The sequence below is a fragment of the Bacillus sp. PK3-037 genome, assembly GCF_054161355.1.
This window is the reverse complement of record NZ_CP096408.1, coordinates 955,460-968,315: the sequence shown is the minus strand read 5'-3', so window position 1 is coordinate 968,315 and position 12,856 is coordinate 955,460. Positions and strand designations below refer to the sequence as shown.

The window sequence follows — 12,856 nt, the reverse complement described above, 5'->3', positions numbered from 1 at the left end:
GCATTATGCTTGTGCTTGGCGCTTTTTAGATGCTTCGTTCACCTGTTCATCCGCATGGTAGGAGGAACGCACAAGCGGACCGGCTTCACAGTGGCTGAAGCCTTTTTGCATTGCGATTTCCTTTAATTCTGCAAATTCATCAGGGTGATAATATTTTTGGACTTTTAAGTGCTTCTTCGACGGCTGCAGGTATTGGCCGATTGCCATAATATCAACATTGTTTGCCAAGAGGTCGTCCATCACTTCGATAATTTCTTCTTTCGTTTCACCGAGTCCGATCATGATGCTTGATTTTGTCGGGATGTCGGGCTGCATTTCTTTCGCGCGGCGCAAAAATTCCAATGAACGGTCGTACGTCGCACGCGCGCGGACTCTTGGCGTCAGGCGGCGAACCGTTTCGATATTGTGATTCAGGATGTCAGGGCGCGTATCCATTAATGTTTTTAAGTTATCATAGTTTCCGCCCATATCTGACGGAAGCACCTCAATTGTTGTGAACGGGCTTTTTCTGCGGATCGCACGGACAGTTTCCGCGAAAATACGCGCACCGCCGTCTTTTTGGTCATCACGCGCAACAGCTGTGATAACCGCGTGTTTCAGATTCATCAGAGCGACGGAATCTGCTACGCGTTCCGGCTCTTGCAGGTCAAGCTCAGTCGGAAGGCCCGTTTTGACGGCGCAGAAACGGCACGCTCTCGTACAAACAGATCCTAAGATCATAAATGTCGCTGTACGTCTCACTGCCCAGCATTCATGAATATTCGGACATTTTGCTTCTTCACATACGGTGTGCAGATTGTTTTCCCGCATGAGTTTTTTGAGTCCTGTATAATTTTCATTTGTATTTAATTTGATTTTGAGCCATTCGGGCTTTCTGAGGTGTTCGTCTTTCTTTGCCAATTCCCATCATCTCCAATATCCAATATACTCAATTTCTGACACGAAACATTCTGAAAACGAGATAGGTGCAGTTTTTTCATTTCTGCAACAAAAATAATGTTTTTCTAACTAAAGAAAGTCTTTTCTTTAGACACTTTAACATAGGAAAAATTTCTCGACAAGGGAAGATGATTACTGACATTTTCTCGCCGGGTTGCCGCAAACTATGTGTATTCAATATTGAAAGGAGATTATTTTGTGAAAGTTGTGTTATCTGCCCTTCTTCTCCTTTTGTTTGCATTTGAACCTTATGCGTCTGGAAAAGAGCTTTCAGATCCGGTGCTTTCCAAACGGATGGAATTATATCATAAAGTCGAGGCTGTGACGCAGATTCCTTGGTATGCGCTTGCCGCTGTTGATCAATACGAGGAGAATGTGCGGAGCAACAGAAAGGATCTGCCTGACAAAACGGGAATCATCAGCATCTATGTACCGGATGAGATCTGGAGCGGACCAGAAAACCCGAACCCGAAAGACGATGCGCCGTTAAGCATAAAAGTGTTTGACGGAATCGGAATGGACGGTGACGGCGACGGGAAAGCCGAGGTCAGCAATGATGAAGACATTCTGTATACATTCGCACAATATCTGCTGTCGTACGGCACAGATGAGGAGAATATCCGCATCGGGCTCTGGAATTATTACCGCCGTGATCAAACGGTGGGAATCATATCCGAGTTCATGAAGCTGTTTAAGGCTTACGGTCATATTGATTTGGGCGAGCATGCGTTTCCGCTTCCGATCAGAACGGATTACAGCTACCGCAGCACGTGGGGAGACGCCCGCGGCTTTGGGGGAAGGCGGATTCATGAAGGTACAGATCTCTTTGCCCACTATGGCCTTCCTGTTAAATCCACCTGTTACGGCGTCATTGAAATGAAAGGCTGGAACCGCTTTGGAGGATGGAGAATCGGCATCAGAGATATTAACAATACGTATCATTATTTCGCCCATCTCAATGGGTTTGCAAAGGGCATTAAAACAGGGCAGATCGTTGAGCCCGGCCAAGTGATCGGGTCAGTGGGCAGCTCAGGATACGGCCCGCCTGGCACGGCCGGAAAATTCCCGCCGCACCTGCACTATGGCATGTATAAGGATAATGGAAAAACTGAATGGTCGTTTGATCCTTATCCACATTTGAGAGCGTGGGAGCGCTATGAGTACAAGAAAAAGAAATGACGAAAGCCGCCTCATGAAAAGGCGGCTTTATTTGCTGTTTTTTTCATTTTTTGAATCATGGCTGTCTTCTTCTTTGCTGCTTGGAAGCTGGACAGAAGGCGTAACACCTGAACCGCCGCTTCCGTTATAAAATTGCGGCACTTCGCCCTGCACTGCTTTAATTGATACAGGAACATTATTGGTGACCACGGCCGTTTTGCTTGCGAACGGGATAATGACCTTCACTTTAATTTCTACGAAGATGCTGATATCAATAAGTGCGTTATTAATGCCATATGGCTTTATTTTTGTTTTGACGTCTGTAAAGGCGTCACCAATTAAATTGAACCGGACCGGGATTTTCGGGCCGAGGTTTCCAAGAAGGCTGTTTCCTGTCACCTGTCCCAATGGGATGTTGATCATAATATTTTCACTGGCGCCGCTGTGTCCGGTGTGGGTTTCCATTTCTTTCAGATGAGACTGAAGCTGCTTTGTCACTTTTGTTTTCACATTGTTTATGATCTGGGTATTAAAATCGATTGTCGTTAAATTTCCGTTTTCATCAGAATTCATTTGAAACATATCTTTCATATTTTCGCTGTCAGACATATAATCCTCAATCGAATCCTGAATCACCTCTGTTGCCACACGCTTCGTTTCCATTTCACCGATGCTCATTAATACCGGTTTAATCGAGCCGTTGATCATCCAAAGGCTGACTGTTGTAGATATGATAAAAAATACGAGTGACAGCAGCAGCACGTACCGGAAAGGCAAAGGTCCTCTCTTGCGAAGAGGGCCGCGATATCTTGGCAAGAAAATCCCCCCTTACATATCACAATGTATGCTTGTAAGGGGGGACATAGTAATAGCCGGGCCAATTTATTTTATTTCACCATTTTTAAGAGCGCTTCTCTGCCGCTCATGCCGGCATGAATGCCAAGATCTTCTGCGGCGTATGTGACGGATTCTAAAGGGGCGTCTAACAGCTGGTCAATTGTTCGCACACCAACCGCCCGTCCCGCCACAATTCCACGCTCCTTTAATTTTTCATTCAGCAGCGCCACATCAAGCGCGCCGCACATAATGTATCCGTGATCATTGGAGACTGCCATGAAATTTGTTTTTGGAAGCTTTACTGTCACAGCTGTAAAAGGCTGTCCTTCTATCATAATCGGTGTCAGATTTACCACGTCAACCACTCCCTTCCTTCATCACTTTATGATGAAGGGCGCGGCTTGTTGTGGGCTGACCTCCTTATTGTGCAAGCTTCCAGGCAAGCAGATCCCGCAAAAACTCCGGCATAAAATATTCTTTTACCCCGGCGTCGCGGATGATTGGAAACAGCCTGCCGAGCGTAAACATGTCGAGAACCGCAACGGAGTATTGTTTATGTTTTTCAATTTCTTCCCCGTTAAGCGTGATCCGTGTGACATGCGTGATTCCGTCATCCAGCCGTTTCGTTTCTACATCAACACCCGCGTACACCATTTTTCCCATCACTTCTCCCCGGAAGCCGAGCCCTTTGATCCGGAGCTGCTCCATTTGTTCTGAAGCGGCATGGACAATGGTCTCTTTGAGTTCTTCTCCCGTCAGGCGGACAGCCACCGGGTTGATCGGGTGAGGACAGATGCGGTGCAGATCCAGCTTCGTCACTGGACCCGCTTTCAGCGGACCGAGAATGACACCGGAATTCACCATACTGATGTCCGTCCCGCACCATTCCTTTAACGCGTACGCCAGAAGCAAAGGCAGCTCTGATTCTTCAAACCACTTGACCTCAGCATCTTGCGCAAGCTCCGCAACGGCAACGGACAGCTTTTCCCCGGCTTCACGTTCTTTTCCCTCAAGAAATGCTTTGGTTTCCGCCGATTCCCCTGTCCATTCCGCCATATTTTGAACAGACGCTGTTTTGCTGATGATTTTTCGCTTTTCAGTGTCCATCGTGATGTCTACACAGCCGACATAGTTTCCGTATTTCTCCGCGCTGGCAAGCAATACGCCGTTGACCATCTGTCCATTTTCAAGCAGATGGTGAGTATGAGACTCGAGGATAACGTCAATCTCCGGAACCGCTTCAGCAACCGCTTGATCGTCAAGGATTCCCAAATGCGACAGGAGAACGATGATATCAGCCTGTCCTTTCACTTCCTGTATGGTTTCTTTTATACTTTCGAGCGCATCAGTAACAGTCCATTCCAGCTTGTCATAGACGGGATAATAAGGCACCGTTACACCTAACAAAGCGATGGTCATGCCGTTTCTCAATGTTTTGATATGGTAAGGAACTGCCCAGGACGGGCGGTTTCCGTTTTTGTCATACAGATTAGAGACGATAACGGGAAACTCGGCATGATCATATAAAGAAGCAAGCTCTTCATGAGGAAGCGTAATCCCCTCGTTATTGCCGATCGCCGCTCCATCAATTTGAAGACGGTTTAAGAGGTCTACATTGGCTTTTCCGAATGTCGCCTCTGTCACAAAATGAAAACGATCAATATGATCACCAATATCAAAAACGAGCGTCTCTTCGCTGTGCAGCTGATGTTCTTTTCTTTTTTGCTCAATATAATCTGTTATTTTTGGCCAATTTTCAAAATGGCTGTGCAAATCATTTGTGTGATATAAGCGGAGCTTCTCTTTCATACCATTCTCTCCCTAATCGTTCAGCTGAAAATGCCTTCATAAATGAGCTGGCAGCCGATCAAAATTAATACGATCCGCATAATCATGACGATCGTTTTCGTCTGCATTTTTCGGTTGATGGCGGCGCCAAGCCTTCCGCCGAACCAAGCGCCGGGCACAAGTGCGAGGGCGTACAGCCAATTCACATGCCCGGACATGATATGTGAAACAGATCCTGTCATAGAGGACAGGAAAATAATGAACATGGACGTTGCCACCGCAACCTTTGGCGGGAACAGAAATAACAGCATCATGGCCGGAACCATCAGCGAGCCGCCGCCTATTCCAAAGAGCCCGCCTAAAAAGCCGACAACAAAGGCGATGGCAATCCCGACAGACGCCTGATACGAGTAAGTATAGGGCTCTCCGGCATCATCCTGAAAAGTCCGTATTATTCCCCTATGCTCTTTGTTTACCGGCCGCGCCTTCGCTTTCAGCATTAAGGATAATGAAATAAGAATCATAAATATGCCAAACCAAATGGAAAACGAGTTTGAATTAAAAAGCTTTGACACGTAAGCACCAATCATGCTGCCGGGACCTGAACCGATAAAGAAAATGAGCCCGCTTTTATAATCAACCGTTTTATATTTAATATAAGCTAAAGTTGAGGAAAGACCCGTAAAAATAATGACCAGAAGCGAAGTTCCAATCGCGATCTGCGGCGTCACATCCTGAAACAGCGGCGTCACTGTGCTTAAAAACATCAGAGACGGCACGATGACAATTCCGCCTCCAAGCCCAATCAGACTTCCCACCGTACCTGCGATGAATCCCAGTACGGCCAAAATCACAAACGACATCAATCAAAACCTCTTTTCTAAAATAAATCGAGCTGTCTCGGAGAAAGTCCGGAGTACTCGATATCAAGCAGTTCAAGCATCTGCTTGCCGTTATCCGCGGCGTCTCCGCCGGAATTGTTGTTGAACAGGACAAATACCTCTTTACTTTGCTGCTGCAATTCGTTCAGATGCTTTTTCCAGTCTTCCAGCTCCTGTTTGTTATAGCGGTATAAATATCTGACCTCACGCCAGTTTTTCCCGCCATCGGGCTTCATCCATCCCTGCTTATTACGTCCGTGAAACCTGACGAGCGTTTTGTTTTCATCGGTCGCCCGCAACACAGTCGGAACGCTTCCCTCGCCGATTTGCGGTTCGTCACATACGCTGTGAATCCAGCCTTCCGCTTTCATAAAGGAAAGCGTCTGCTCATAAAATGGCGGCGAAAACCAGGAGCGGTTTCTGAACTCAAGCGCGCAAGGAATATCGCCCATCTGATTTTTGCACCATCTTAAATAAGCGACATTTTCTTTCTTGCAGTCAAACCATGGCGGAAATTGAAACAGCACCATGGCGAGCTTATTGCTATGTAAATATGGCGTTAAGGACAGCTTAAAAGCATCAAACATCTCCTCTTTGGAGTCAAACGGAATGTCGCCGCGCTGATGCCCCGTCATGCCCTGATACGCTTTCATGATAAATTGGAAGGTTTCCGGTGTTTCCTTCACCCACTTTTCATTGTTGCGCGCCGGCTGAATCGCGTAAAAGCTCGCGTCTAATTCCACGATCGGAAAATGGGAGGAATAGGCCTGCAATTTTTTCTGGCTGGCCGTTTTCGGCGGATAGATGCTGTCATGATCCCCCCATCCCGTCAGTCCGATATAAATCACAATCATTCACCTCTCTTCCAGTTTATCACACGCGTTTTCAGGTTTCCTCGGAAATGCTGTTCATATGGCGGGAAAATGCTGAGCGCAGATGTTGATATTGTTCCTCATTGGTATCCAAAAACGCCTCCTCTCTTGAGGAAAGAATATTTTGGTACTCAATAGGCTCCTGAAACTGTTCACTCGTAAAGTCATACACAGCCCCATTTATACTGTTATAAAAATGCCAGCTCTCACCGACCTTTGTTTTGAAAATATCGCCCTCGAAATGCTCCTGTATCACCAATGCCGTCACGCCGCATTGGCCGCATGCCGGGCATTCTTTCGTCCATTTGGAACTCGTATGCAGCGACCATGATTGGTTTAGTATGTGTTTGATGTGTTCCATCATCGAAAGCCCCCTTTTTAAAAAGATACCACGATGATGGATTTTTAAAAACCAAAGTCACTGACATAAAAAAACCGGCAGAATTCAATCTGCCGGGCTTACGAAGGAACGACCAATGCTCCCTCAATTCCGCTGTCTGCTTTCTCCCCATCACTGTACACGCACCGTCCTCTGCTGTAGGTGGCCGAGATGCGGCAGGGGAAAGTATGTCCTTCATAAATGCTCTGCTTATGTTTTGTAAACATCGTTTCTGTTGTGACTGTGTACGGCTCCATGCTGACGAGAACGAGATCCGCGTCCCGCCCCTCTTCAAGCCGCCCTTTTTGCTGAAGGCCGAATCGCTTCGCGGGTGCCCCCGCTGTCCATTCAGCAATGGTTTCAAATGGAATGTCCCGCTCAAGGGCCAATTCAAGCATGGCCAATAAAGTAAACTGCCCGCCGCTGATTCCGCCCCATGACAAAAACATATTATCCTCCCGCTTCAGAGAAGGACGGCAGGGGGAGTGATCCGAGGACACCATGTCAATATCCCCCGCGATCAGCGTATCAATTAACGCCTCTTTTGATGGCTGCGATCTAAGCGGAGGGGCGCATTTTGCGACAGAGCCCTTTTCCCGTAAATCGTCATGGCTGAACAAGACATAATGCGGGCATGTTTCGACCGTTATATCTAATCCCTCCTGTTTCGCCTCCCGTATCAAGCGGACCGCTTTCGCCGTGCTGATATGGACAAAATGCACCGGACAGCCTGTCACCTTCGCATACTGAATCGTGCGATACACCGCTTCAGCTTCGGCTTCCTCCGGGCGGGAGGCCGCATAAGCATCCGCATTCACTTTCCCTTTATTCGCCCATTCCATCTGCAAAAAGCTTGTGATCGCATCGCTTTCTGCGTGAAGAGCAAGGATTTTTCCTGCGGCCGCGATTTCTTTCATGCCTTTGAGCAAGGTCCGTTCATCAACAGAGCGAAACTCCTCTGTGCCTGATTTTGATAAAAATGCTTTAAATCCTATTGCACCCGCTTCAGCCATCGGATGTATGTCAGCAATATGACCGGGCACAAGGCCGCCCCATAACGCAAAATCCACCGCCGATTTGCGCCTGCCGATTTCAGCTTTTGCGAGAAGGTTTTCAGCCGTCACCGTGGATGGAATGCAGTTCAGCGGCATATCAAAATAAGTGGTGCAGCCGCCTGCAGCCATCATCTGTGAGCCCGTTTCAAACCCTTCCCAATCCTCTCTGCCCGGTTCGTTGAAATGAACATGGCAATCGATCGCACCCGGAAAAACATATTGCCCGCTAGCCTCCACAACTGGTGCCCCCTCTGCTTCAATTGCAGAACCGATCTTGACAATAGCCCCGTTTTTCATTGCAATATCAGCTTCTTTAACACCATCCGGCGTGACTGCCTTTGCGCCTGTTATCACCAAATCGTAAGCCATACTGATCCCTCCCCTGTAAGGATGATGAATTTTTATGTCAGTTTATGTAACACAATCAGTCTATTTTCAACATTTTACTGTTACTATGATCGTATTACATCAGCAAAACAGCTAGAATTAATAATGAAATTTATTCATCTTAACCAATGGTTACTTTTTGTGAGAAAAGGAGAATGAGCTATGAATATTTTTGATGTGATGAAAATACCGGCTTACGAAAATGCAGTTTTAATTGCGGGCAAAGCAGGGGGAGAAAGAGAGGTTCAGCATGTCAACATGATGGATGCTCCTGATATCGCGGATTTTCTGCATAAAGACGAGCTGCTCGTCACCACCGCGTATCACCTGAAGGACAATCCTCACCAGTTATCAGAGCTGATTCGGCAAATGGCCAAACGCGGCTGTGCCGGTCTCGGCATTAAAACAAAACGCTACCTGGAGGATATCCCGAAAGAAATCATTGACCTCGCCGATTCACACGCGTTTCCGATCATCGAGCTCCCTGAGCATATACGCCTCGGAGACATTGTCAACGCCACGCTGAGCCATATTCTTGATATGCGTTCAAACGAGCTTCAGCAAGCCATTTACGCACATAAGAAATTCACAAACCACATTATGAGCGGCAAGGGATTACAATCTCTGCTCAAAAAGGTATCAGACCTCCTTCATCTTCCCGTGCTGCTCCTTGACCAGCATGCCAAAATGCTTTCTGCATCTCATCAGATTTCATTTGAAACCGAAAAGCTCAAAAGCACGCTACACACCGTGTCCGGGCCATTTTTCACTTGTTTCTCTTCGATCTCAAATCAGAAAACATATTCTGTCCTTCCTATCTATAATCACGAAAAAAGCTGCGGCTACCTGCTGATACCGGAAATGGTCCAAGCCGCTGATAAAGGATTGATTCTCACCATTGAACAGGCTGCGAACGTGATTTCCTTTGAGCTGCTGAAGGAAAACGCCCTGAAGCAATACAGCCGGCGGGCGCGGAATGAGTTTTTCAGTAATTTTATCGAGCGATCGTTCTCTTCTGACGACGAAATCAAAAACCGCGCAAAAGAATTTAAGCTCCGCTGGGATCAAAAATATATGTGCATCGCCGGAAAGCTCGACCGGAATGACAGGTCGATCAGCTTTACTGAAAATCAGCTGGCCTCTGACAGCGTATTTGAATTTCTTGAAGGCGAATTGTCTGCTTTCCCGTTTCCGCCTCACCTCTTTATTAAAGGAAATGTCGGCATTCTGCTGATCGAGGCGACAGACAGCTGGAGTGAAATGCACGCCTCGGTGATCAGCTTTTTAGAGCAGTTCCAGACACAGGTCAAAACCCAATTTAAACGGACATTGTCCTTTGGCATCAGCAACATTTGCCAAAAGCTGATCGATGTTCCGGACGCTTTCACAGAAGCGTCCGACGCTCTCCAATCAGGGCATTTATCAAGAAGCACGGAGTTTATCCAAGTGTATCACGCGAAAGATGTACCTGAGCTGCTCCGCCTGCTCCCGGTTGAGGATTTGAAGAAATTTTACAATTCCACTCTTCAAAGCCTGGCTGAAAAGCAGCAGGAGGATCAAAGCCTGCTTCACACACTGTCTGTCTATCTAGAGACGCACTGCCAAATTTCCGAGACGGCAAAACGCTTGTATGTGCATCGCAATACGGTCATCTACCGCCTCGAAAAATGTGAAGAATTGCTGGGCAAAAGCTTAAAAGATCCCGAAACGACAATGCGGCTGCGGCTTGCCTTGCGGATGCAGCGGCTGATCAGCTAGCATTTGTCACATGATGTTACAAACGAAATGGCTTTTCGTTACTTTCGGCAATAACGCTCCTATTTTTCAGCTACTGTATCCAATGACAGCCGGCAAACGGCACGCTATCATGTTACTAAAGTTCACATGTAAAAGGAGGGGCTATAGTGAAACATAAACCGTTTGCGGTGTTCACTCTTGGCCTGCAGCATGTGCTGGCCATGTACGCAGGTGCGATTTTGGTGCCTCTGCTTGTCGGCAGAGCGCTGAATGTAACGTCGGAACAGCTGTCCTATCTATTGGCGATTGACCTGTTAACATGCGGAGCCGCGACGCTTTTGCAAACCTGGCGAGGAGCGTACTTCGGCATCGGCCTTCCCGTCATGCTCGGCAGCTCGTTTGTGGCCGTCACCCCGATGATTGCAATTGGTGCAAATTACGGTATTTCAGCGATTTACGGTTCAATCATTGCAGCCGGTGTCTTGATCTTCTTGTGTGCCCGTTTCTTCGGCAAGCTGACCGTGTTATTCCCTCCTGTCGTAACAGGAACTGTTGTCACCTTGATTGGTCTTTCTCTTGTTCCGACAGGTGTGAAAAATATGGCTGGCGGTGAAAAAGTAAACGGCAGCGCCAATCCCGAGTACGGTTCGCTCGAAAACCTTCTTCTTTCTGTCAGCGTCCTTATCCTGATCTTAGTCCTCAACCGCTTTCTCAAAGGGTTTGCCCGAACGCTTTCCGTTCTGATCGGGATTGCTGCGGGTACTGCGGCGGCTGCCGTCATGGGCAAGGTCAGCTTTTCATCTGTATCTGAAGCCCCATTCTTTCAAATCCCGAAGCCGTTTTACTTCGGCGCTCCATCTTTTGAAATCGGTCCGATCATCACGATGCTGATCGTCGGAATTGTCATTATCGTTGAATCAACCGGCGTTTTTTACGCCATCGGAAAGATATGCGGCCGGCCCCTAACCGAAAAAGACCTGGTCAAAGGCTACCGGGCAGAGGGAATCGCCATTATGATAGGCGGGCTGTTCAACGCCTTTCCCTATAATACATTTGCACAAAACGCCGGATTATTGCAGCTGACAAAGGTGAAAACGAGAAACGTCGTCGTCACCGCGGGCTTTATCCTTCTTTTCCTCGGGCTGATTCCTAAGGTTGCCGCTCTTGCTTCCTCCGCTCCCGCCGCTGTTCTCGGCGGCGCAACCGTTGTCATGTTCGGCATGGTTATCGCCTCCGGAGTAAAAATACTCAGCACAGTGGATCTGAAAAACCAATATCATCTGCTGACCATCGCTTGCTCAATCGCACTCGGCATCGGCGCCAGCACAGTGCCGGCGATTTTCGCAGCGTTTCCCGCTCCGATCCGTATTCTGGTCAGTGACGGCATTATCACAGGAAGCCTGACCGCGATCTTTTTAAACCTATTCTTCAGTTTGCGCGCCAGCAAGGAAAAAACCGTTCAGAAGGAAGAACTGCCGGTATTAGAAAACACACTTGTTTTAGAAAAAGAGGTGTAAATAGAGATGAAGGAACAGCGTAATTCCTTTCAGCTTTTGATGCTTGGGCTTCAGCATATGCTGGCGATGTACGCGGGAGCCATTCTCGTCCCTCTGATCGTCGGAGCTGCGATCGGGCTGAATGCGGGCCAGCTGACGTATTTAATTGCCATTGATTTGTTTATGTGCGGGGCGGCGACTCTATTACAGCTCTGGAAAAACCGTTATTTCGGCATCGGCCTTCCTGTTGTGCTCGGCTGTACGTTTACTGCAGTCGGCCCGATGATTTCTATTGGCAGCACATACGGTGTCTCAGCGATTTACGGTTCGATTATCGCAGCCGGGCTGATTGTCGTTTTAGCCGCGGGCTTCTTCGGGAAGCTTGTCCGTTTTTTCCCGCCGGTCGTAACCGGCTCAGTCGTTATGATTATCGGCATCAGCCTGATTCCGACGGCGATGAATAACCTGGCCGGCGGTGAAGGCAGCAAAGACTTTGGCTCACTAGGCAACGTGCTCCTTGGCTTTGCCGTTACAGCCTTTATTTTAGTGCTGTTTTATTTCTTTAAAGGATTTATCCGCTCCATTGCGATTTTGCTCGGCCTTGCAGCTGGAACGGCAGCCGCTTTCTTTATGGGAAAAGTCGATTTTTCTGAGGTCGCGGAGGCGTCCTGGGTTCATGTTCCTTCTATATTTTATTTCGGCGCGCCAACCTTTGAGCTGCCTGCCATTCTCACCATGCTATTGGTTGCGATTGTCAGCCTTGTTGAATCAACGGGTGTTTACTTTGCTCTTTCCGATATAACAAACCGGAAACTAACAGAGGAAGATCTTGAGAAAGGCTACCGTGCGGAAGGGCTTGCGATTGTGCTTGGCGGCTTATTTAACGCGTTTCCGTATACAGCCTTCTCGCAAAACGTCGGCATCGTTCAGCTTTCAAAAATGAAAAGTGTCAATGTCATCGCCATCACGGGATTTATGCTGATGGCAGTCGGTCTGATTCCAAAAGCCGCGGCATTGACGACCGTGATCCCGAATGCAGTGCTCGGCGGCGCGATGATTGTCATGTTCGGCATGGTCATTTCTTACGGCATTAAAATGCTTTCCGGCGTCGATTTTGAATCACAAAGCAATCTCCTGATCATTGCTTCTTCTGTCAGCTTAGGGCTTGGCGCCACGACGGTGCCCGCTTTGTTTTCATCTCTTCCGGGAGCAGCTTCCGTGTTGACCGGAAGCGGCATTGTCATTGGCAGTTTAACCGCGATCGCATTGAACGCTTTTTATCAATTCAAACGGCCCCATGGCGCGGAAATCAATACGTAAAGGGTGA

Annotated in this window: 12 protein-coding genes; 4 read left to right on the top strand and 8 right to left on the bottom strand. The window is 47.8% G+C overall.

From position 1 onward, the window contains the following. Positions 1-3 precede the first annotated feature (3 nt). The gene (lipA, locus tag M1D69_RS04980) at positions 4-900 is read right to left on the bottom strand and encodes a lipoyl synthase (RefSeq protein WP_458104383.1); all 897 of its coding nucleotides are present in this window, start codon (positions 898-900) and stop codon (positions 4-6) included. Between the two features lie 237 nt (positions 901-1,137). Here lipA and lytH point away from each other — a divergent pair, with 237 nt between their 5' ends. Further along, positions 1,138-2,118: an L-Ala--D-Glu endopeptidase gene (lytH, locus tag M1D69_RS04975; protein ID WP_044159001.1), complete on the top strand. Its 981-nt coding sequence runs from the start codon at positions 1,138-1,140 to the stop codon at positions 2,116-2,118. A gap of 27 nt (positions 2,119-2,145) precedes the next feature. Here lytH and yunB read toward each other — a convergent pair whose 3' ends face one another. The 7 genes from yunB to M1D69_RS04940 all read right to left on the bottom strand — a co-directional run bounded on the left by yunB (position 2,146) and on the right by M1D69_RS04940 (position 8,278). Beyond that, the gene (gene yunB, locus M1D69_RS04970; protein ID WP_458104384.1) at positions 2,146-2,913 is read right to left on the bottom strand and encodes a sporulation protein YunB; all 768 of its coding nucleotides are present in this window, start codon (positions 2,911-2,913) and stop codon (positions 2,146-2,148) included. A 71-nt stretch (positions 2,914-2,984) separates the two neighbouring features. Beyond that, positions 2,985-3,290, bottom strand: coding sequence for a YunC family protein (locus tag M1D69_RS04965; RefSeq protein WP_010331750.1), 306 nt, complete (start codon positions 3,288-3,290; stop codon positions 2,985-2,987). Positions 3,291-3,354: 64 nt separating this feature from the next. Then, a complete protein-coding gene (locus M1D69_RS04960) occupies positions 3,355-4,743 on the bottom strand; it encodes a bifunctional metallophosphatase/5'-nucleotidase (protein ID WP_458104385.1) in 1,389 nt (462 codons plus the stop codon). Positions 4,744-4,763: 20 nt separating this feature from the next. Next, positions 4,764-5,585 carry a sulfite exporter TauE/SafE family protein gene (locus tag M1D69_RS04955; protein WP_193659669.1) on the bottom strand — a complete coding sequence of 274 codons (822 nt, stop codon included), beginning with the start codon at positions 5,583-5,585 and terminating at the stop codon, positions 4,764-4,766. Positions 5,586-5,602: 17 nt separating this feature from the next. Next, positions 5,603-6,451, bottom strand: coding sequence for a DUF72 domain-containing protein (locus M1D69_RS04950; protein WP_059353728.1), 849 nt, complete (start codon positions 6,449-6,451; stop codon positions 5,603-5,605). 37 nt (positions 6,452-6,488) lie between these two features. Beyond that, positions 6,489-6,836 (bottom strand): YunG family protein, encoded by a 348-nt coding sequence (locus tag M1D69_RS04945; protein WP_458106203.1) that lies wholly within the window; start codon positions 6,834-6,836, stop codon positions 6,489-6,491. Positions 6,837-6,934: 98 nt separating this feature from the next. Beyond that, positions 6,935-8,278 (bottom strand): allantoinase, encoded by a 1,344-nt coding sequence (locus M1D69_RS04940; protein ID WP_458104386.1) that lies wholly within the window; start codon positions 8,276-8,278, stop codon positions 6,935-6,937. A gap of 180 nt (positions 8,279-8,458) precedes the next feature. Between M1D69_RS04940 and pucR the strand changes: the two genes are divergently transcribed. The 3 genes from pucR (at position 8,459) to M1D69_RS04925 (ending at position 12,849) form a co-directional block, all read left to right on the top strand. Further along, a complete protein-coding gene (gene pucR, locus M1D69_RS04935) occupies positions 8,459-10,054 on the top strand; it encodes a purine catabolism transcriptional regulator PucR (RefSeq protein ID WP_059292619.1) in 1,596 nt (531 codons plus the stop codon). Positions 10,055-10,254: 200 nt separating this feature from the next. Next, positions 10,255-11,550, top strand: a complete 1,296-nt coding sequence (locus M1D69_RS04930) for a nucleobase:cation symporter-2 family protein (protein WP_458106204.1) — start codon at positions 10,255-10,257, stop codon at positions 11,548-11,550. 6 nt (positions 11,551-11,556) lie between these two features. Then, positions 11,557-12,849, top strand: a complete 1,293-nt coding sequence (locus M1D69_RS04925; protein ID WP_458104387.1) for a nucleobase:cation symporter-2 family protein — start codon at positions 11,557-11,559, stop codon at positions 12,847-12,849. Positions 12,850-12,856 lie beyond the last annotated feature (7 nt).

Coding starts and splice junctions, on each gene's coding strand:
- M1D69_RS04930 (WP_458106204.1), top strand. CDS start 10,255: ATGTACGCAGGTGCGATTTTGGTGCCTCTGCTTGTCGGCAGAGCGCTG.
- pucR (WP_059292619.1), top strand. CDS start 8,459: ATGAATATTTTTGATGTGATGAAAATACCGGCTTACGAAAATGCAGTT.
- M1D69_RS04925 (WP_458104387.1), top strand. CDS start 11,557: ATGAAGGAACAGCGTAATTCCTTTCAGCTTTTGATGCTTGGGCTTCAG.
- M1D69_RS04940 (WP_458104386.1), bottom strand. CDS start 8,278: ATGGCTTACGATTTGGTGATAACAGGCGCAAAGGCAGTCACGCCGGAT.
- M1D69_RS04945 (WP_458106203.1), bottom strand. CDS start 6,836: ATGGAACACATCAAACACATACTAAACCAATCATGGTCGCTGCATACG.
- M1D69_RS04960 (WP_458104385.1), bottom strand. CDS start 4,743: ATGAAAGAGAAGCTCCGCTTATATCACACAAATGATTTGCACAGCCAT.
- M1D69_RS04955 (WP_193659669.1), bottom strand. CDS start 5,585: ATGTCGTTTGTGATTTTGGCCGTACTGGGATTCATCGCAGGTACGGTG.